Source organism: Haloferula sp. (genome assembly GCF_049672945.1).
Classification (GTDB): Bacteria; Verrucomicrobiota; Verrucomicrobiia; order Verrucomicrobiales; family Akkermansiaceae; genus Haloferula.
On sequence record NZ_JBATWY010000023.1, the window covers coordinates 42,603 to 63,281 of the forward strand.

13 protein-coding genes are annotated in these 20,679 nt (G+C 58.4%); 10 read left to right on the plus strand and 3 right to left on the minus strand.

Going from position 1 to position 20,679, the window contains the following annotated elements; all coding sequences use genetic code 11:
• Positions 1–3 precede the first annotated feature (3 nt).
• From WBG04_RS02230 to fabF, 9 genes are all read left to right on the plus strand, one after another.
• Complete coding sequence (locus WBG04_RS02230; protein ID WP_424312719.1) at positions 4–918, plus strand: squalene/phytoene synthase family protein; 915 nt, start codon at positions 4–6, stop codon at positions 916–918.
• Positions 919–967: 49 nt separating this feature from the next.
• Positions 968–1,633, plus strand: a complete 666-nt coding sequence (locus WBG04_RS02235) for a metal-dependent transcriptional regulator (RefSeq protein WP_424312720.1) — start codon at positions 968–970, stop codon at positions 1,631–1,633.
• A gap of 87 nt (positions 1,634–1,720) precedes the next feature.
• Positions 1,721–2,890, plus strand: a complete 1,170-nt coding sequence (locus WBG04_RS02240) for an aminotransferase class I/II-fold pyridoxal phosphate-dependent enzyme (protein WP_424312721.1) — start codon at positions 1,721–1,723, stop codon at positions 2,888–2,890.
• 6 nt (positions 2,891–2,896) lie between these two features.
• Entirely contained in the window at positions 2,897–3,697 is an 801-nt protein-coding gene (locus tag WBG04_RS02245; protein ID WP_424312722.1) for a CAAX prenyl protease-related protein, read from the plus strand.
• Positions 3,698–3,759: 62 nt separating this feature from the next.
• Positions 3,760–4,455: a MotA/TolQ/ExbB proton channel family protein gene (locus WBG04_RS02250; protein ID WP_424312723.1), complete on the plus strand. Its 696-nt coding sequence runs from the start codon at positions 3,760–3,762 to the stop codon at positions 4,453–4,455.
• Positions 4,452–4,877 (plus strand): ExbD/TolR family protein, encoded by a 426-nt coding sequence (locus tag WBG04_RS02255; RefSeq protein WP_424312724.1) that lies wholly within the window; start codon positions 4,452–4,454, stop codon positions 4,875–4,877. Before WBG04_RS02250 ends, WBG04_RS02255 begins: the two co-directional genes overlap by 4 nt.
• Before the next feature lie 5 nt (positions 4,878–4,882).
• Entirely contained in the window at positions 4,883–5,629 is a 747-nt protein-coding gene (locus WBG04_RS02260; protein ID WP_424312725.1) for a hypothetical protein, read from the plus strand.
• Positions 5,626–5,868, plus strand: coding sequence for a hypothetical protein (locus WBG04_RS02265; RefSeq protein ID WP_424312726.1), 243 nt, complete (start codon positions 5,626–5,628; stop codon positions 5,866–5,868). Before WBG04_RS02260 ends, WBG04_RS02265 begins: the two co-directional genes overlap by 4 nt.
• A gap of 61 nt (positions 5,869–5,929) precedes the next feature.
• A complete protein-coding gene (gene fabF / locus WBG04_RS02270; RefSeq protein ID WP_424312727.1) occupies positions 5,930–7,177 on the plus strand; it encodes a beta-ketoacyl-ACP synthase II in 1,248 nt (415 codons plus the stop codon).
• Positions 7,178–7,381: 204 nt separating this feature from the next.
• Here the strand turns inward: fabF and rpsU are convergent, their stop codons facing one another.
• On the minus strand, positions 7,382–7,654 hold the full coding sequence (rpsU, locus tag WBG04_RS02275; protein ID WP_424312728.1) for a 30S ribosomal protein S21: 273 nt from the start codon (positions 7,652–7,654) through the stop codon (positions 7,382–7,384).
• A gap of 395 nt (positions 7,655–8,049) precedes the next feature.
• On the minus strand, positions 8,050–11,235 hold the full coding sequence (secA, locus tag WBG04_RS02280; protein ID WP_424312729.1) for a preprotein translocase subunit SecA: 3,186 nt from the start codon (positions 11,233–11,235) through the stop codon (positions 8,050–8,052).
• 285 nt (positions 11,236–11,520) lie between these two features.
• Here secA and WBG04_RS02285 point away from each other — a divergent pair, with 285 nt between their 5' ends.
• Entirely contained in the window at positions 11,521–12,231 is a 711-nt protein-coding gene (locus tag WBG04_RS02285) for a PEP-CTERM sorting domain-containing protein (RefSeq protein ID WP_424312730.1), read from the plus strand.
• A gap of 234 nt (positions 12,232–12,465) precedes the next feature.
• Here WBG04_RS02285 and WBG04_RS02290 read toward each other — a convergent pair whose 3' ends face one another.
• A complete protein-coding gene (locus tag WBG04_RS02290; RefSeq protein ID WP_424312731.1) occupies positions 12,466–20,655 on the minus strand; it encodes a choice-of-anchor D domain-containing protein in 8,190 nt (2,729 codons plus the stop codon).
• Positions 20,656–20,679 lie beyond the last annotated feature (24 nt).

Consider the following 20,679-nt stretch of genomic DNA (forward strand, 5'->3'; position numbering starts at 1 on the left):
GTGATGGAGGGCATTGATGACAGTCTCGTGCGGGAGGTCTCGCGATCATTCGCGCTGTCGCTGCGTCTGCTTCCCGGCCCGATGCGTGATCCGGTGAGTCTTGCCTATCTGCTGGCGCGTGCGAGCGACACGCTGGCTGACAGCTCATCTGTCCCGGCGGAAGCACGGATGGAGTGGCTGGATGGATTCATTGCCGAAGTGAATGGGCACGGTCATGCATGGAGGAGTGATCTACGACGTTTTTCGGAGAAGCAGAGTCACGCCGGTGAGCGACGCTTGATGGAGCGGTTGGACGACTGCTTTGCTGGTCTTGGCGGTCTGGCTGGGAGGCAGCAGGAGATCGTGCGTGAGGTGATCCTGATCATCACCGGAGGGCAGCGTCTGGACCTTGAGCGTTTCGCCAGCGGTCCGGCGAAACTTCCGGATGCCGGGAGTCTCGAGGACTACTGCTGGCGCGTCGCGGGATGTGTCGGAGCCTTCTGGACGAAGATCGGTTTTGAGACTTTGGGTGAAGGGTTTTCGAAGACCGATCCGAAGCAACTGGAGGATTGGGGAATCAACTATGGGAAGGGGCTTCAGTTGGTGAATATCCTGCGCGATTTGCCGGGAGATCTGGCACAGGGTCGTTGCTATCTTCCAGTGGTGGATGAGCAGGACCACGAGGCTTTGCTAGCCGAAGCAGCGAGCTGGCGGAAGGTCTCCCGCGATTGGCTGGAGTTGGGGAGGATCTATTCAAGTCAGCTCCAGATCCGGAGGTTGAGAGCGGCAAGCGTGCTGCCCGCCCTGCTCGGCGAGAAGACGCTGGGTCTTCTCGATCAGGCAGATTGGGAGGCTTTGGAAAGCGGAGTAAAAATCACTCGCGGGGAGGTGAAGCGCAGTCTCGTCCGAGCCATGTTTTGGAAGAAAACGGCGAAATGACCCAATCGCTCTCTAGACTTTGATTAATCAAAGTCTAGTTTCATCCCCGATGCCGAGCAGCACGGTGGAAAATTATCTGAAGGCGATTCTTCGTCTGTCCGACGAGTCTCCCAAAGAGGAGCTGGTCCCGGTCGGAAAGATTGCCGACGCATTGAGTCTCACTCCTGGCACGGTGACGACGATGATGAAGCATCTCGGGAAAGAGGGCTTTATCGATTACCAAGCGCGAAAGGGCGTGGTCCTCACCGAGCGCGGCCGAAGCACAGCGGTGCAGGTGCTGCGCCGTCATCGCCTGATTGAACTGTTCCTCGTCGAAGTGATGCACCTCGACTGGGCGCACGTGCACGAGGAGGCCGAAGTGCTGGAGCATGTGCTTTCCGATCGGCTGGTCGAACGCATCGATGAAATGCTGGGGAGGCCGGCGCATGATCCGCATGGCGATCCGATCCCTGATGCGAAGGGGGTGGTGCGCGAGGACGAGTTGCGGAAACTTGGAGACTGTGTGCCTGGAAAGTATCAGTTGGTGAGGGTGGCGCGCGATGAGCCGGAGTTTCTCAGTTGGCTGCAAAGCCAGGGATTGCGACCGGGGATCGGGATCGAAGTGGTGGCGGCCGACTCTTTCGCCGGGATCGTTGAGGTGCGTGTGGAGGGGGCGGCGGAGTCAATCCGGATCGGAGAAGCGGTGGCCGGGGTGCTCGGGGTCGGACCTCAGTGAGCGCTCTGGCAATGAAGCGAAGGCCGTCGTTGACGTCAGCCGAGTTCCCGCTTGAAATGCGCCGCCCGGCTGTGGCCGATGGATTTCATGGACTATTCGAAAAAAATTGCCCGCCAGGTCGCCAACGTCCCTCGTTCCGGGATTCGCGATTTCTTCGAGCTCGTGCAAGGCCGGAAGGGAGTGATCTCACTCGGTGTAGGTGAGCCGGACTTCGTCACCCCATGGCATATCCGGGAAGCGGCGATCTACTCGCTGGAGCAGGGGCATACCAGTTACACCTCGAATCTTGGTTTGCCGGCACTGCGTGAGTCGATCTCCCGCTATGTTGAAGACTTTTTTCACGTCCGCTATGAACCGCTGACCGAAGTGCTGGTGACGGTCGGAGTCTCCGAAGCGATCGATATTGCGTTGCGAGCCCTGCTCGATCCGGGCGACGAGGTCATTTATCACGAGCCCTGCTATGTGTCCTATTCGCCGAGCATCACGATGGCCTATGGCAAGGCGGTGCCGGTGGAGACGCGGAAGCGGGATAGCTTCTCGCTGAAGCCCGAAGCCTTGGCCGCCGCCATCACCCCCAAGAGTCGGGTGCTGATGCTGAACTTTCCGACGAACCCGACGGGAGCCACTTCCAGTCGTGAGGATCTCGAAGGCATTGCCAAGCTATGCATCGAGCACGATTTGATGGTGCTGAGTGACGAGATCTACTGCGAACTTCGTTACGATGCCAAGGAGGAGCACGTGTCGATTGCCTCGCTGCCAGGGATGCGTGAGCGCACGATTCTGCTCCATGGTTTTTCCAAAGCCTTTGCCATGACCGGCTTCCGTCTGGGTTACGCCTGCGCGCCGCAACCGATCATCGAAGCGATGATGAAGATCCACCAGTATTCGATGCTTTGTGCGCCGATCATGAGTCAGATGGCGGCGATCGAAGCGCTTGAGAATGGGGCTCCGGCCGTGGTTTCGATGCGCGACAGCTACCACCAGCGCCGCGATTTGGTCGTCAAACGTTTGAACGAAATGGGGCTCGATTGCCATTCGCCGGGAGGAGCGTTCTACGTCTTTCCCGATATCCGCAAGACCGGTCTCAGCAGCAAGGATTTCGCCATGAAGCTTCTTGAAGAGGAAGGCGTGGCGGCGGTTCCGGGAACGGCCTTTGGCCAGTCTGGTGAAGGATTCCTGCGTTGCTGTTATGCGACGAGTATCGAGGAACTGAAGCTGGCCATGGACAAGATGGAGGCATTTGTCGGTCGACTTTGAATGGCGATGTCTGAATCAAATCCAGTGAAGTCGAATGCCGATCGGATGCGCTTGGAGGATCCTGATCGCTGGGTGCCGCGACAGGTCATCCCGTTTGCGGTCTTCATGGCATTTCTGTTGGTCCTCCAGTTGGCAGACGCCTTTTTCAAGGTGGACCTGCCGGAAGCACCCTGGTGGCGGAAGGCTCCGGAACAATGGATCTATCCGCTGCAGACCATCATTGGCCTCGGGCTCCTGATCAAGTGGTGGGGAAGCTATGAGTTCAACTGGTCGTGGAAATGGTCGATGATCGGTGTGGTTTTTGGTGCTGTGGGAATCGGATTCTGGATTCTGCCAACGGCGCTCTACGACTGGCTGGGCATGGAAGGCGAGGCGGAGGGCTGGCGCAAATGGCTCGGCCTCGCCGCACGTCGTGACGGATTCGATCCCGGAGAGTTGTTTGGTGAGGGAAGTGCGGGCTACTGGTTTGCCTTGGTGATGCGATTCATCCGAGCCGCCGTGCTGGTGGCTCTGGTCGAGGAGATATTCTGGCGTTCCTTCATGATGCGGCTGCTGCTCGATTGGGACGGCAAATACTGGAGAAAGCCGTTCGGGGTGGCATCGAGGCTGAGTTTCTTCGTCGTCACCGGCCTGTTCGTCGTGGCCCACGCACCGGTCGACTATGCGGGGGCGCTGATTTACGGATCCCTGACCTATCTGCTCTGCGTTTGGAGCAAGAATCTTGGCGCTTGTGTGGTGATGCATGCGGTCGCGAATCTTCTGATGGGCCTGTATGCCGTGGGATTCGGGAAACTGGGCTTGTGGTGAGGTCCGGGTTTCTTGCGTCGTCGTGCTGGTCAAACCGGGAAGTGGGTCGCTAGGCTCCCTCCATGCCCACCGAATTGTTCGATCCTTCAGGTCTCCTTGAACGGGGAGGTCCGATCATCTGGCTTCAGCTGGCCCTGGCATTTTTCGGCGCGGTGTTCGTGATCGAGCGACTCTTCTTCTTCCATCGGGCGCGGATCAATGTCGGCGATCTTTTGGTGGGATTCTCCAATCACGTGCGTCGCAAGGCCTACGCCGAAGCTCTTCACGAGGCGGCGCGTGCTCCGGGACCTGTCGCACGGGTGGCTCACGCCGTCTTGCTTCGCCATCATCTCGAACGACGGGATCTCAGGGATGTTGCCCAGGAGGCCGGTCAGCTGGAAGTCCCCCGGATCGAAAAGAACCTGCGTGCGATTCTGGCGATCTCGCTGTTGGCGCCCCTGGTTGGAATGCTCGGCACGGTGCTTGGCCTAACCGATTTATTCGACGGACTGCGCCAGCAAAGTGAGGGAACGGTGGCGGTTGATCTGTCGGAGGGTGTCTTTCAGGCGCTTGTATCGACGGCCTTCGGACTGATCGTCGCGATTCCGGCGTATCTGTTTTACGTGTATTTCCACGCCCGGGCCAAGCGCCTGTTTCACCGTATCGAGCGGACGGGAATCGAAATGGTCAATATCGTTTGTGATGCCCGAAGCGAAGAGGGCATGGTGCTGATCCGGGATGACATCGAAACTCGTGAGCGCCCTGAGAAAAAGGAATGAAACTGGTCACGACATTGCCTGAGCGTGCTGGCTTTCTGCATGCGATTCCCCTGTTCGATCTGTTCGGACTGCTCTTGGTCTTCATCCTTCTGGGACCTTCGTTCGTCCGGCATTCCGGTGTCAGGGTGGACATGCCAATGTCGCGCTATCAGGTGGAGCGGGATCCGAATGCTGCAGTCATCACCATCACGCAGGGCAACCCGGCGGTGCTTTGGCTGGAGCGGCAGCGGGTCACCGAGGGCGAATTGATCAAAAGCCTGGCCGAGCGGCGTGAACAGATGGCGACGGTCCCGACAGTTTACATCCGCTCCGATGCGGAGATTCCCGCATCGTTTGAAAGACGAGTGGCCGAGTCTGCCTTGCAGCAGGGTTATCGTGTGTATCTTCTCGGCCGTCCCCTCATGTTTGAGGAATTTGAGTAGCACCGATGATCAGAAACCGTTCCAAACTGCAACGCCGCGATCGGGACTCGGGACTGGTCTTCAGCTGGCGGGTTCCACTGACGAGCAAGGGCTCGTTTTTAGCAGCGTTTGTCCTCGTGGGACTAATCTCTGCCGGACTTGCCGGCTTTGTTAGAATCAAAACGGGAAAGGAGCCTCGTCAGGAAGAACAAAGGGCGAGCTTGGTGCTGGTGACTGAAAGTGCCGGCGGTGACTGGTTGGACGCGCTTGCGGTGGAAGCAGGTCCCTATCCGTTTCGCTGGAATCCGGCCGCGGATCCCGCCTATTCCGCGCTGCGCGGACAAGCCTTGCGCGAGGCGAGCGGAGCCAGTCTGACCTATCAGCCCGAACCGGTTGCCCTCGACTTCGAACGCGTCGAGAATCTGGTGCGTGTCTCCGAAGAGATCGCCTACTTTCCACCTTTGCCGAGACTTCCCCCACGCAAGTCGATTGAAGCGGTGCGCGAGACGACACTCGGGGCAAAAGTGGTCCGCTCCGGTGAGGGGCCAATGCTTCAGATTTCCCGCCTGCCGCTTGAAGCCAAGGATGCGGTGGCAGCATCGGGCCGACGGTATATGATTCGCTACCAGTCTGATGGGCGTGTCTGGCAAGTGACGCCCCTGAAAACGGAAGATACTCCGATAGATTTGGTCGGCTGGCTTGAGCGAGGCAGGGTTATCAACCATGGGGACGAGGGCGGGTGGTTGGTCGTCGAATCCACCGTCGAACCATGATCTACCTGACTCTGACCGAGCTGGCCTTCGTGGTGCTGGGCCTGGCGATGCTGACCGTGGCATTCTTCGGCTGGGTCTCGCAATGGGCGGCGAAGAACGCCGAAAGGCGCTCGCAGCATCAGCGGATTGTCTGCCGCCTCTGTCTGGCGGTATTCGAGAGTCCCGGCCGGCAATCGGTGGTGAAATGCCCGCATTGCGGGGGGAAAACGAATCGGGGCGGGTCCAAGTCATTGGGATGAGGCTTGCCACCCCATGGAGCAGGCTTTAAGCACCACCAACTCCTACTTAGCGCAACGACTTATGAGCGAACGACGAATCGTGATCACTGGAATCGGCTGTGTCAGCCCCTTGGGCAATGACTTGGACAGCACTTGGGAAGCGATGAAGGCCGGCCGTAGCGGAATCGGACGGGTGACGCACATCGACCCCGAATCCTACAGCTGCCAGATCGCTGGGGAGGTGAAGGATTTCCAGCCAGAGAACTATTTCAAGAATCCCAAGGACAGTCGTCGGTCCGATCGCTACGTGCAGCTCTCGGTCGCCGCAGCGCGCATGGCGCTCGATCATTCCGGTATCGATCCTGAAGCCGTCGACAAGTTCCGCACGGGCGTGATGCTGGGTAGCGGCATTGGTGGACTTGGGACGCTTGAAAACGAGCACACCAAGATCGTGAACGGAAAGATCGGCCGCGTCTCACCGTTCCTGATCCCGATGATGATTGCCAATATCTCCAGCGGGATCTTTTCGATGGAGTTCGGCTTCGGGGGTCCGAACATGTCGATCGTCACCGCGTGTGCGACTTCCAATCACTCCATCGGTGAAGCTTGGAGGATCATGAAATTCGGCGATGCGGATGTGATGATTGCCGGCGGTGCCGAAGCAAGCATTCTGCCCTGTGGATTGGCTGGATTCGGTAACATGAAGGCCCTCAGTACTCGCAATGATGATCCGGAGAAAGCTTCCCGTCCCTTTGATGTGGACCGCGATGGTTTTGTGATGGGCGAGGGTGCCGGTGTGGTGGTGCTCGAAACGCTGGAGCATGCCCGGAAACGCGGAGCGAAGATTTATGCTGAACTGATTGGCTACGGCATCAGTGCCGATGCCTATCATTTGACCTCACCGCATCCTGAAGGAGAGGGGGCCAGCCGTTGCATGGACATGGCGCTCCATCATGGAGGCGTGAATCCGGAGGATGTGCAGTATGTGAATGCGCACGGCACCTCGACCGGCCTCGGCGACGTTTGTGAGACCAAGGCGATCAAGCGGACTTTCAAAGACCACGCCAAGAACGGGCTGATCGTCAGTTCAACCAAATCGATGACGGGTCACTTGCTCGGTGCTGCCGGAGGCGTTGAGTTGGCAGCCTGTCTGATGGCGATTCGGGACGGGATCATTCCACCGACGATCAATCTCGATAACCCGGATCCCGAGTGTGATCTGGACTACGTGCCACATGTGGCGCGCGAAGCAAAGGTCGACATCGCCCTGAGCAACAGCTTCGGCTTCGGCGGGCACAATGCCTCGTTGTTGGTGAAGCGCTTTGCCTGATCCGTGGTGCTCAAGGAGCGGCGATCTGCCGATTTGGAAATCCCGAGAGTGAGGCGCTTTGTGGTCTTCTAGTTCGGAGCTGGCGAAAGACGGACTTGCTCCAGGGCTGCTCTTGGCTGCAAGCCGAACGCTCCTCGGGCTACAAAAAAACGGACGCCGTTTCGGGCGTCCGTTTGTGAAAAATCTTAAAGTCAGAAGAAAGCTTCAGGACTGGGAAGACGAAGCGGACCGGGCGGCTGCAATCTCCTCTGCCTTGGCATCCTGACCAGGGCTGTTGTAACGCCAGCGAACCTTGTGACGCTTGGGAGCGGTGCGCATCTTGCGGATCTTGCGCTGATTCGGAGATTCAAAAGCACGACGGCGACGCATTTCCTCGAGGATGCCCTCGGTATCGAGTTTGGTCTTCAGGCGCTTCAGGGCACGGTCTACCGGTTCGCCTTTCTTGACGTTTACTCCACGGGTATCTTGGTCGCTCATTCTTAGTTCTTTCTACGTTCCTGTTGGGTCGGGCGCGGAAACTCGGACACAGGGGCTGCCTTGTCAAGGCAGGAATTGGCTGGTTTCACCGGGTTTTTCGCATCGGGAGGGGGCTTTCGAAGCTCACTGCAGCTCGGGGAAGCGAAGCTTGGCGATGGATCGGACACGATGGCTGGAAAGTGCTTCTCCCCATTCACGCTTCTCGACCGCAGCATTGCTCTCGCTCCGCTCACGCCATGCGATTTGGCCGGTCTCCTCCTCCGGAGACCGGGATGGTTGAACTGAGTCGAGGCGCTACGCTTCTCGACCGCAGCATTGCCCTCGCTCCGCTCACGCCAGGCGATTTGGCCGGTCTCCTCCTCCGGAGACCGGGATGGGTGACTGAGTCGAGGCGCTTACGCTTCTCGACCGCAGCATTGCTTGAACTTCTTGCCGGAACCGCAGGGGCAGGGGGCGTTGCGGCCGACGGAATCGATATTGAAGCTCGGTGGACGACGTTTGGGCAGGTTCAGCTTCAACTCGCCACTGCCGGGGATGGCGGCAGGGTTGATGGCACCGGAACTCCCAGAGCTGGCCATGTTGGCCTGCGAGATTCCCTCATTGCCAGCACTCTGCAGGTTCTGCGGGGCAGCATGCATCTGCTTGAGGAACTGCTCGATCTTGGCGGCGGAGCGGAAGAGGTTCTGCAGTGCCTCTTGCTCGATGCTGCTCATCAAGGTCACGAAGAGATTGTAGGCCTCGTTCTTATACTCAATGAGCGGATCTTTCTGGCCTTGAGCACGGAGGGTGATGCCTTCACGGAGAGCATCCATGTTGTACAGATGCGCCTGCCATTGCTTGTCGATGGCTACCATGATCATCCGGCGCTCTTCCGCATCGAGGATCTCGGGGGGCAAGTCGCGAGTGCGGAGGTCGTAGGTTTCCTTCACCCGAGTCACCAGGAACTCAGAGATTTCTTCAGCGGACTTCGTGGTCACGTCGAGGTCTTCCTGGCCGAACTTGATGGGCAGGGTCATGTGGACCCAGTTCATCAGCTCATTGTAGTCCGGAGACTCTTCATCTCGGTCCGTCAGAAATTCGCCGACCTTTTCGGGAATGATTTTCTCGATGACTTCGTCGACAAGATTTCGCGGGTTCTCGGTGCTGAGGGCTTCGTTGCGATAACCATAAACAACCTCACGCTGCTTGTTCATCACGTCGTCGAACTCAAGCACCCGCTTGCGCCAGGTGTAGTTGCGTTGTTCGACGCGCTTCTGGGCAGTCTCGACGGATTTGTTGAGCCACGAATGCTCAAGGGCCTCGCCATCCTCCATGCCGAAGCGCTCCATCATGGAGGTCATGCGGTCGGCGGCAGCGAAGTTCCGCATCAGGTCATCCTCGAAGGAAATGTAGAACTGGCTCATGCCAGGATCACCTTGTCGGGCACAACGACCGCGAAGCTGGCGGTCGACGCGGCGCGATTCGTAGCGCTCGGTGCCGATGACGAACAGACCACCGGCTTCGGCGACACCTTCGCCCAGTTTGATGTCGGTGCCTCGACCAGCCATGTTGGTGGAGACGGTCACCCCGCCACGCTGTCCTGCGTTGGAAATGATCTCCGCTTCCTGCATGTGGTATTTCGCATTCAGCACACTGTGCGGAATCTTGGCGCGCTTGAGCATGCGGGAGACGGTTTCAGAGGCATCGACCGAGGCCGTGCCGACGAGCACTGGTTGGCCCTTGGCGTGAGCTTCCTGGATCTTGGCGATCACGGCGTTGTATTTTTCGCGGCGTGTCTTGAAGACCTGATCGTTCAAATCCTCGCGGGTGTTCGGGCGATTGGTCGGGATCGGCAGAACGTCGAGTTTGTAAATGTCGGAGAACTCCGCAGCTTCGGTCTCCGCCGTTCCGGTCATGCCGGCAAGCTTTTCGTAAAGTCGGAAGTAGTTCTGAATCGTGATCGTCGCGTAAGTCTGGGTCTCCTTCTCAATGGCGACGTTTTCTTTCGCTTCGACGGCTTGATGGAGGCCATCAGACCAGCGGCGACCGGGCATCTCACGACCGGTGTTTTCATCGACGATGATTACCTTACCTTCGGTCACCACATACTGAACGTCCTTCTCATAAATGCAGTAGGCTTTCAGGAGTTGGGAGATGTTGTGCATCTTCTCAGCCTGATGATCGAGCTTCTCCTGAAGCGCCTCCTTCTTCTGCGAGCGGACCTCATCGGTCAGTTCCGGGTCGGCGTCGATGTCGGCAAACAATGTGCCGAGATCAGGAAGAACGAAGGACTCAGGTTCATCTGGTGAAAGAAAGTGGCGCCCGGTCTCCATCAAGTCGGCGTCGTTGGCTTTCTCATCGATGGTGAAGTAGAGCTCTTCCTTGAGGTCGAAGAGGGCCTTCTTCTGGGCGTCCTGATAGAAGGAGAGTTCGGTCTTTTCCATCAGTCGGCGAACTTCCGGTTCCTGCATCAGACGCATGAACTGGCGGTTGCGCGGTTGGCCGAGCTTGACCTTGAAAAGCGCACGACCGGCGAGTTCGATGTCATCCTCTTCGAGCGCCTTCTTGCCTTCGGCGACGAGGTCGTTGCAGAGCGTGGTCTGGCGTTTGACGAGTTGTTCAACGAGCGGCTTGTAGCGATCGAACTGATGGCTGGAGACCGTCGATGGACCGGAGATGATCAGCGGCGTCCGGGCTTCATCAATGAGGATCGAGTCGACCTCATCGATCACCGCGAAGTAGTGACCGTGCTGGACTTGATCGTCCTTTGACGTGGCCATGCCGTTGTCGCGCAGGTAATCGAAACCGAACTCGGCATTGGTGCCGTAGGTGATGTCGCACTGGTACTGGTCGCGACGTTCCCACGGCGGCATTTGGTTTTGAATGCATCCGACCGTCAGTCCGAGATACTTGTAGAGCGCACCCATCCATTCGGAGTCACGACGGGCAAGGTAATCATTGACCGTGACGATATGGACGCCAAGACCGGTCAGTGCATTGAGGTAGACGGGAAGGGTTGCGACGAGGGTCTTGCCTTCACCGGTCTGCATTTCGGCGATCATCCCCTTGTGCAGGGCGACGCCGCCGACGAGCTGGACGTCGAAGTGGACCATCTCCCAGAGCAGCTCGTGGTCGCTGACCATGATCTTGGTGCCGCACATCCGTCGCGCGGCGTTCTTCACCACGGCGTAGGCATCGGGAAGTATCTGGTCGAGATAGCGGGCGCGAGCCTGACGGAATTCCGGCTCGATCTCGCGAAAAGCGTTTTTGGCAGCCTCGATGGAATCGGCATTGGCTTCGACCTTGCCGGGAAGCTGGGGGAACTCTTCGCGTAGAGCTGCGATTCGGGCTTCGACCTGATCGGCCGCTTCTTGAATTTCAGCCGCTTCCATCCGCTCGAGAGCGGGTTTGGGCGGGGCATCGAGGTCGTGATAGCGGGCGAGGTGGGTTTTCCACTTGGCAGTCAGCTCCAAGAGCTTTTCCTCCGGTTCCTGCTGGAGCGCCTCCTCGATTTCCTTGATCCGTTCGACGGTCGGCTTAATGCGGCGTAATTCGCGTTGGTTTTTCGAGCCAACGATCTTCTGAAGGATCCACTTGATCATGAGAAAAATTATTTCGGGGAGCTTGATATCAGCCCCTGCGGCGGAGGCCATACACCGACAATGCCCCCGGTGCAAGTAGCACGGTGCGAAGGTTTTGGAATGGGGGGAGGAGCCGACGGACGGGCTTCAGCCCATGTCCCGAGGCCGCCGAGCCCGGCGGCGGCAGTCGACGGGAGTCAAACTAGGGCTTGTCAGGGTGATGACCCCTGATCGAAGCTCTCGCGCGTGCGTAAGACTACTTCCGTCCTTGCTCTCCTAGGTTTGTGTTGGGCAGGGACGTCCCCGGTGAATGCCGGGGTTTTTGTGATCGAGCCCAGTTCCTATCTCGATTTTTCGGGAACCATTGCCGGGGTGCCCTGGACACCGCAGGACCCGGGAGGCCAGAGCTTTCGGAGCAAGGTGGTCGGCGATATCGTCGGCACCTGGAGTGGCGAGGACTTTGTCATCGGGTCGAACAGCTTCTTGGAACTCCTCGGCGTCTGGGCGGGGGGCGTCTATCCCGCTTCGTCCGCCGTGCCTGGCGCAATCGGGGGGATCTTCAACTACGCCGGGGAAGTGGATCTCGGACCCGGAGGGGTAATCGCCTCGACGACCTACGACATGGTCTTCGAGGTCTTCGGCGGGAGTCTTTCGACCCTCACGGAAGGGAGCAATCTGGAGGTCTTTGTCAGTTCAGGAGTCTCCAACTACGCCCCGCCGGGTGCGCCCGGGGCGCAATCGACATCCTTGGCGGGAGGGGTTCCGACCACCGTGACAAATGGTGCGCTGGCGAGAACGACCTTCCCCGACGGCGAACGGATTGCCTTCGAGGTCGATATCTATTTCGAAGGGGTGACCAACTTCGGCGGAGGTCAGGTTCCGTTCACGTTGAACTACACCGGTGAGGTCAGTGCCTTGCAAGGCGTGCCGGAACCCGGGGTGTGGTCGTTGATGGGCTTGGGGGCAGTGGTGTTTTTACTGAGGCGGGGGAGGTGGGTGGCGCGCGCGAGCGGATGAGTCTCCATGCAGCACTTCTTGGCTGCAGGAATATGCTTTTCGGTGAGGCTCCTGAAATAGCCGTTGGACCGGACCGTAGGGGCGGTGGGGTTTGAGAGGACCAGAGGGCGGGAAAAAAAGGGGGGTGACGCTTGGTAGCGGATGGATGAGTGGCGTTTTTTGAAGCTCTGCTTGTCTTTGACAAAAGCGGCCAACCTATTCCCCATCCAATGCCTCCGAGAGCACCAAGCTCATTCATTCCCCGGAGTCAGAAAAAAATCCCACTCGGTAGAACCCAAAGGGCTCCGGACTGGAAGGTGTATGGTCAAACTCCACCGGGGTTCCATCTCCACCAGAATTCTCGGTGTGGCGGTCTATCTCCAGCCAAGTGCCAGGATCGTCCAGCGTTGGTGTGTAATAGAGGATGTAAGTCAACCTCTCGCTGGTCACGAGAGGCACAAACGAAACTGTCAGAGGGTTTGGATCCGTTATGGATTGTCCGGCAACCCTCAACGAAATAGTGTCCAAGGATTTCGGATTGGTGCCAAATTCCTCTTCCCGGAGGTTGGGGATACCGTCGTTGTCGAAGTCCAGTTCCGCGTCTGTGGGATCATCTTTGTCGAAGCCATGAAGATCTTCGAATGCGTCGCTCATTCCGTCTTCGTCGCTATCTTCGGGAACCACAATGCTTACGATTACGGCAGTCTTGCCGCTACCTCCAATCGGATTCCATGCCTCTACAAAAAAGCGATAGGTCCCTTGGGCGGGCGTCGCGCGTATCACTCCGGTCGTTGGTTCCAGCTCCCAACCCTCGGGTAGATCAAAAGCCGTGAAGGTGTCTGCTGAAGGTTGAGTGCTGAGCGGGATCACCATATCTTTGCCAGCGGCCCGCTGAAAGTCCTGTTGCCCCTCGAACATGGGAGCACCTTCCGCCGGTTGGAAATCAAAGAAAGCCTCGATGGAATCTCCCTGCCCCACCGAGTTCGATGCCCAAATCAGGATCGAGTGCGATCCGGCCTCCAGCGGGATGCCCGAGAGGTTGCCCGTAGCTGAATCCAGTTCGATTCCGTAGGGCAGCGCCCCGGTATCGAAAGAAACAGGTGAGCCTGTCGCTGTGAGGGTTGCCGAAAATGGCTCGCCTACCTGACCGGCAAGCGCGGGTGGATTGATCACAGGAGTTCCCGAAGCGGGAACCACTGTGATGGAAAATTCCTGTGCTGCTCCCACACCGAGAGCATTCAAGGCTGAAACGGCGAACGATTCAGTGCCGGGAGTCCGTGGGGTGCCGGATAATGTGCCTGTCAATGTGTCAAATGCGAGCCAGTCCGGCAGATCCTCGATGTTCCAAACCATGGGGGATTCCGACGCCTCAAAAGTCCATGAAAACTCGGATTCGGCGGTCGCATCGGCCGTAGTGGAGCTTGTGACGACGGGGGTGCCATCAGCGGGGAGAATCTTGAGGATGCGGCAGGATGTCTCACCTCGAATCAATCCAGCAATCGGAGTGATCGAGAGCTCGAACTCTCCAGGCTCCGTGGGTTCACCGCTGATTTCCCCTGTGTTTTCATTCAAGGCAAGGCCCTCAGGAAGGCCCTCGATCTCAAACCGGGTGGTTCCAACGCTTCCGTAAAAGGTGTGGGAAAAGGCAACTCCAACTTGCCCCTCAAGGGAGGCGGTCATCATCAAAGCTTGGCTGCCACCGGTGGGCATGACAGAGAGGGAGGAAAGACTTGAACGGCTCATACTGAGTAGCCCGGCCGTCTGGGGCGGCGAATCCAGGAGTTCGGGAGACCCGGCAGCGGGAGCAACAACCAGCGTGATGTCTTTCGGTAAGCCATATAACGTATCCGGGCGATAGGCCTGTGCCCGGATGGTGTAAGTCCCGGGGCGGGTGGGAGTGCCGTAAAAAGTCCCCGTCGAGCTTTGATATGACAACCCGGAGGGGTAACTTTCATAAAACGAGAAATTGAAATAAGTTGGAGAACCCGTTGCTTGAATCTTCAGATTCGCCGGTTCTCCGGCAGTCACATAAAGGATGTCGGCACTTTGAATTCTTGGCGCATTGGGGGTTGGCGAAACCGTGAGCGGAAGTCCATTTCGATATGCATGATAATATCCCACGCGACCCCAAGTGCTACGCCATGAGAATCTTGTGAAAAGATTGTAAGTGTACCTCCCAGCACTCAATACCGGAAGATCAAAATAGGCAGAATCCTGACCTCTTGTATAATTTCCTAAAATTCTAAAAGAATAATAATATGTCGAATAGTAGCTCGCTGTGGAAATTTTAATGGACTTGTTTGTTACTGAGTCTGTGGAGATTTGCAATGGCCCGGTGATGGCATTTTGATTGAAAATGCTGCCTGCAAAAAAATAAATCCTGCGTGTAGCGCTTCTACCCGATTCGTTCGATGCGTAAATATCGGCGTAGGAATGATTCCATTCGCTTCGCGGACCGCCGCTGAGGACGCCCGTCGACGAATTAAGAGACATGCCTGGAGGCAGGCTTGATGCGAAAATGCCCACCCCGGTCGGCCAAGGTTTTTGGGCGGGCAGGCCAACGGCGTCCAGGGGATAGGAAAACAACTGATCGGGAACGTAGTAGATCGAACTTGAAGCAATGATCTGGGGAACGTTGGGGTTGGGGCGGACGATGATTTGCAATTCGAGGGAGGCTCCCGTCCCGGCAGCATTGGCAGCGGCCAAAGTTACTTTCTGGATGCCCGGATAGGTCGGCCGGCCGGAAAGTGAGCCGCTCTTTGCGTCAAGTAACAAGCCGTCCGGGAGGATGCTGCTGCGATAAGCGAGGATAGGGCCGTTGGTGGCAGTGATTTGGTAATTCAAGCTTTCACCCTGGCCAATACTCACCGAAGGAGCGCTGGTGATGGCAGGCCGATTGTCCTGCGGTCGGATCGTCAGCATCAGCATAGCCGTTTGGCCAACACCTACCTGATTACTCGCTGCGAGGGCGATTTCAAAGCTACCGGCGACCGCGGGTGTTCCCGAAATGATGCCTGTAGAGGCGTCAAACACGAGGCCGGCCGGCAGGCCGCTTGCTGAGTAGGAAAGGATTGGAAGTTCGCTAAGGGCTTGGGTTGCGTATGAGAACGCTTCTCCCGCCTGGGCTTCTTCAAGCAGGCTGCCATTGATCTCAGGAGTTCCGGGTGTCGGCAATACGGTAATGGCAACGGTCACTGGCTCTCCGGATCCTGAGGAGTTGGTGGCAGAGAGCGTAACAGTGTATTCCCCAGCCTCGGTGGGAGTTCCTCCGATGACTCCCGAGCTTGGCGACAGCTCCACGCCCGGAGGCAGATCTGTGGCAAAATACTCCTGAGCTCCATTTTCCGCAGGAATCTGGAAGGTGATCGGAAGTCCGGCATACCAGATCTGCTCATCTAAAAGTCCAATCAGCGGGCTGCCTTCGGGATAGATGACTTCAAGGATGACGATTTGTTCGGGTCCGGTTCCGTCCGCATTGGTCGCCCGGGCCGGAATTTCGTAGGTCCCGGCCACGGTCGGGATGCCGGAAATCGTGCCGGTGACACCTTCCTGAGACAGTCCTGCGGGGAGTTGGCCGAACTGGAAACTGTCCGGGGAAGCGCTCGCTGTGATCGATACCGAAAAGGTCTGGCCAATGTTGGCAAAAATGGAAGTCGGGCCCGCAATAATCGGGACCTCTCTTGGGGGACCCAGGACGAAGCGCAGTTTCTGGCGAAGGCTGACTCCAAATTCGTTTTCTGCGACGATTTCGACCTCAATATTCCCTTCCACGTCGGGCGTTCCCGAGATGAGGCCGCTGACCGAGTTTTCCAAGACAAGACCTTGTGGGAGGGCCCCGTAGACAAAAAATTCAGATGCCGAGGGATTTGCAGTCAGAGTGAACGAAAAAGGATCACCTTTCCGCCCGCGCACCTCCGCAGCATGAGTCAGCTTTGGAGCCTGGGGATCCGGGGAAATCGATATCTCGATCAATGTCCATGATCCGGCACCCGAGGTATTGCTGGCTCGTACTTCAGCTGAGAAAGTCCCGGGCACCGAAGGTGTCCCCGTGATCACCCCGCCGTCCGGATCAATGGTGAGCCATTCCGGATTGCCACGGATTTCGTAGTTTCCGGCCTCGGGTGAAGCAGCAACCTCCAAGGAAAACAGCTCGCCTGCGGTTCCCGCAGCGAATTTCGGACTGGTTACGGTGGGAAGAGGAAGAGGTGGATCGATTTCAATCGTAAGCGTTTGAAGCCCGCTCCCCCCGGAATTGGTGGCTGTGAGATTGACTTGAAAGGTTCCCGATCCTATCGGAGTTCCGCTGATTCGACCGGTGGAGTCATCAATCACGATGCTGGATGGCAGCCCGCTGGCCGCAAAGGATTCCGGCTGATTGGTAGCCGTTGCAAAGAAGACGAATGGCTGTCCTTGTCTCCCGCTGGCGAATCTGGAGTTGGTAAACACGGGAATCGGAGGCGTGACGACAAGTTGGATCGTCTGAGTTGCGGACCGGAGCTGGTTGGCAGCCGTCACTGAGAAGGTCCAAGATCCACCGCTTGGGGGCATGCCGATCAAAGCGCCGCTAGCCGGATCCAGCGCAAGCCATTCCGGCAAATCCAGTGACGAGAAGGAAAGTGGCCCAAGAGTGGCCTGGACTTGATGCTGAAAGAGGGTGCCTGCCGCGCCCTGCAGCTCACTGGCACTCACAAAAACCGGAATTTTTTGTCTGACAGTGACAAGGGCTGGTTCGCTAAACACCGTTCCAAATCCGTTGCTTGCCCGCAAGCGGAAGCTGGTTGTGATGGACAAGGGTCCGGTGGTCAGCTCCGCCGATGGATCTCCCACTGGCTCCTCTTCTCCTCCGGTAGGGGTGGCGAACCACTGGTAGTGGAGTGGCCCGCTTCCGGTGGCCGTCGAACTTAAGGTCGCGCTTTCGGTTTCGTAGATTTCAATCCCGACTGGATCGGAAACGATGCTTGGGGAGGCGGCAGAGCCGATGAGATTCAACACGAACGGCGAATTTTCCGGATCGTTGCTTGCAATGCTCAAGATTGCCGCTTTGTCACCAGCGGACTCAGGCGAGAACACGATTTTCAATGGAGAACTGTCTCCGGGAAGCAGGAGATCCGGAGCTTGCTGTGAAAGGGCGAATGCGGCGGCATCGGGACCAGTGATGGTGGCCACGATATTTGCCAGGGGCGCTTCGCCATCATTTGCCAGCGAGAAGTCCGCCTCCACACCGTCTTCTGAAGGTGCCAGTCCGAAGTCATACACAAATCCATTTGGTAGAGGAGTTGTCGCTTGATCGGATAGAACAAGGATGGGCACCTGTCCGACCCCAGAAAGGCCCAGAAGAAGCGGGGATCCGTCAGGGACATTGCTGGCAATGCGAAGGCTGGCCGAGCGATTGCCTCCGGCTCCGGGCGTGAAGGTGATTGTGAAGGTGCTGGAACTGCCTGGGGCGAGGTCAGCATCAAAGCTCCCCAACGAGAGTTCGAAATCCCCGCTATGGGGTCCCTCAATCGTGATACTGGAGACTTCGAGGGGCGCGTCTCCGGTATTGGTAACCGAGAATTGCAGTGCTGCTGCTGCGTCGCCTACCGGACTGCTGGCGAAGCCAACCGTATCGCCCTCGCTGAGGGAAGGGCCGTCCGTTTGAGCAAGCTCGATCTTGGGGAAGGTTCCTTTCCCGGTAAGTGGAAGAATGAAAGAATCGGCGGCGGTTTCATTGGCAGAGACGGTCAGCTCGGCCTGGCGGTCTCCCGCTGCGCCAGGAGTAAAGCGAAGTTGGAATGTGGTCGACTGCCCGGGAGCGAGGGTGGACTCTCCCGGAACGGTGGCCGCGAAGTCCGCGCCATGGGTACCTGCAATGGTCAGGTTGAGCCCGGTCAGGGCGGCGGTGCCAATGTTGCTGACGGTAAGAGTTTGTGGCTCGGCGGAAGTACTAAATCGCTGACTGCCTAGATCAAAGGGAATGCCATTCGAGGTGAGTGGTGTGTTATCGGGACCGCTCAATCCGATGATGGGCGCGGTGCCCGTTCCCTCCAGTGGAATTTCGAAAGGGTTCTCGTCGGCATCGTTGCTGGCGACTCGGAGTGTGGCCTGCCGCGGACCTATGGCTCCCGGTGCAAAAGTGACGTTGAAACTGAAACTTTCATTCGGATCGAGCGAAGCCGGGAAAGAAGTGGCAGGAAGCTGAAAGTCGGGCGCGTCCGCTCCCTCGATATTCACCGCCAGCGATTCGAGAGGATGAGTTCCGACGTTTGAGACGGTAAACGAGAACCCGACGCCGGGTCCTCCGACCAAAACCGAGCCGAAATCGGTCGCTGCGCCACCCAAGACGAGGATTTCCGCGTCCTGAGAAACCTGGATTTCCGGCGCGGTTCCGGTGCTGGTGAGATCGATGAGAAAGGGGTTTTCATCGGCGTCGTTGCTGGTGATGCGTAGCACCGCCAACCGCTCGCCCAAGACCGACGGCGCGCTGGTGATGGTGAGCGAGGCGGATTCGCCCGGCGCCAAGGTGTCGGCGAGCGCGGAGGTCTGCAGGGAGAAATCGCCGGGGGCCGATCCTTCGAGGCTTGCCGCGATGCCGAATAGTGGTGCCGACCCGTCATTGCGGATGACGACCGTGTAAGGCGCCGAGGACCCGCCGAGTGCGATGTTTCCAAATGGAATAGTGGAAGTTCCGGTGACGAAAGGAGAACCGGTCTCCGGAGACACTGTGATTTCAGGGGCCAGCCCGCTGGCTGCCAGCAGGAGGCTGAAGGGGTTCTCATCCCGGTCGTCGCTGGTGATGACCAAGTTGGCGCTCCTCGCGCCGACCACGCTCGGGGAAAACGTGAGGGTGAAATCCGCGGATGCTCCGGGATCGATCGAGCTCGGGAATGGGACGCCACCCAGCGCGAAATCGCTGGAGTCCGGGCCATCGAGAGAGAGGCTGAGTCCGCCGAGTGCCACATTGCCAAGGTTGCGGACGGTGAGTGTCACCGGTGCCGTGGATTCGCCGACCAAGGTATCGGGAAGCGGCACGGTGGAAATGTCGGTTTGCAGGTCCACACCGCCTGTCAGCTCGACGGCGATCTCAGGATCTTCGCCGATGGCGTTGAGCGTGATGGGAAATGGATTGCGGGATGCATCGTCGCTCACCAGCGACAGCAGCGCCGAGCGATCCCCCGAGGAGGTGGGTGAAAATGAAACTGTGAACACTTGGGATTCTCCCGGATCGAGCGATGTCGGGAGCGTGGCGGGCGAGAGGTTGAAATCGCCGTCGGTCGCGCCAGTGATCTGGGCGCCGATTCCGATCAGGGGGGCGGTTCCTTCATTGGTGAGCGTCAGGGTTCTCGTGGTCGCCTCGCTGGCGACCCGGCTCGATCCGAAGTCCACGGTCGCGCTTTCGAAATCCAATGCTCCAACACCGTCCAGACTCAGCGAGAGAATCGGAGCGGTGCCTGTTCCGGTAAGTGTGATGATGAAGGGATTCTCGTCCAGATCGTCATTGGCGATTCGCAAGGTAGCCGTGCGAGCACCGGCGGCAACGGGCGCGAACCCGATCGTCATGGTGGCGGACTCTCCGGGAGCAAGGGTTGCGGGAAGCCCGCTTGCATTGAGCGGGAACTCCGCTGAATGGGCTCCATCGACCGCGGCCGAGAGATTCCCTAGCAGGTAGTTGCCTTCATTCGACACGATCAAGGTGATCGTTTCTCCCGACGTTCCGGCGCGGACGGCACCATAGTCGAGTTCCTCTCCCGAGCTCAGGCTGCTTCCCCCTGCTTCTGCGAGATCGATCTCGGGGGACTGTCCGGCACCGGTCAGATCAATGAGGAACGGGTTCTCATCGGCGTCATTGCTGGTGATGGAGAGGGTGGCGCTCCGGGCGATGGAAATGGTCGGAGTGAAAGTAAGTGTAAGCGTCGTGGTTTCCCCGGGAAGCAGGGAGTCCTGAAGGCTCAAGACGTCGGTTTGGAAATCGCCGGAGTCCGCACCGGTGACCGTGGCGGCGATGTCTCGCAGCGGAGCGGTGCCTTCGTTGCGGATCACCACGGTTTTTGCGGTGGAGGAGGAACCGAGTGGGATGCCGCCGAACGACAAGCCGGGACCTCCGGTTGCCAGCGGGTCTCCAGTGCCGGATTCAACCGCGATGTCGGGTGCCAGGCCCGTGCCTGCCAGAGCCACTAGGAACGGGTTCTCGTCTGCATCGTTGCTTTCGATGCGGAGTTCCGCGATCCGTTCACCTGCCGTGGTGGGAACGAACGAAATCGTGAAGGTGGCGGAGCTGTCGGCGGCCAGGCTTTCCGGCAGCGGATCGCCGCCGAGTATGAAGTCGCCCGCCATCGCGCCGTCGATTGAGATGGCGAGATTCTCCAGAGGCACGTCACCGCTGTTGGCGATGGTGAACGATTCGGTTGAGCCTGCTTCACCGACCACTGCGCTCGGGAACGAGACGCTGGACGTTCCGCTGGTCAACGACGTGGAGGGATCGTGGGTGAC

Excerpts from the sequence above, each read along its gene's own strand:
- WBG04_RS02230 (WP_424312719.1), top strand. The coding sequence starts at position 4 with ATGGAGGGCATTGATGACAGTCTCGTGCGGGAGGTCTCGCGATCATTC.
- WBG04_RS02235 (WP_424312720.1), top strand. The coding sequence starts at position 968 with ATGCCGAGCAGCACGGTGGAAAATTATCTGAAGGCGATTCTTCGTCTG.
- WBG04_RS02240 (WP_424312721.1), top strand. The coding sequence starts at position 1,721 with ATGGACTATTCGAAAAAAATTGCCCGCCAGGTCGCCAACGTCCCTCGT.
- WBG04_RS02245 (WP_424312722.1), top strand. The coding sequence starts at position 2,897 with ATGTCTGAATCAAATCCAGTGAAGTCGAATGCCGATCGGATGCGCTTG.
- WBG04_RS02250 (WP_424312723.1), top strand. The coding sequence starts at position 3,760 with ATGCCCACCGAATTGTTCGATCCTTCAGGTCTCCTTGAACGGGGAGGT.
- WBG04_RS02255 (WP_424312724.1), top strand. The coding sequence starts at position 4,452 with ATGAAACTGGTCACGACATTGCCTGAGCGTGCTGGCTTTCTGCATGCG.
- WBG04_RS02260 (WP_424312725.1), top strand. The coding sequence starts at position 4,883 with ATGATCAGAAACCGTTCCAAACTGCAACGCCGCGATCGGGACTCGGGA.
- WBG04_RS02265 (WP_424312726.1), top strand. The coding sequence starts at position 5,626 with ATGATCTACCTGACTCTGACCGAGCTGGCCTTCGTGGTGCTGGGCCTG.
- fabF (WP_424312727.1), top strand. The coding sequence starts at position 5,930 with ATGAGCGAACGACGAATCGTGATCACTGGAATCGGCTGTGTCAGCCCC.
- rpsU (WP_424312728.1), bottom strand. The coding sequence starts at position 7,654 with ATGAGCGACCAAGATACCCGTGGAGTAAACGTCAAGAAAGGCGAACCG.
- secA (WP_424312729.1), bottom strand. The coding sequence starts at position 11,235 with ATGATCAAGTGGATCCTTCAGAAGATCGTTGGCTCGAAAAACCAACGC.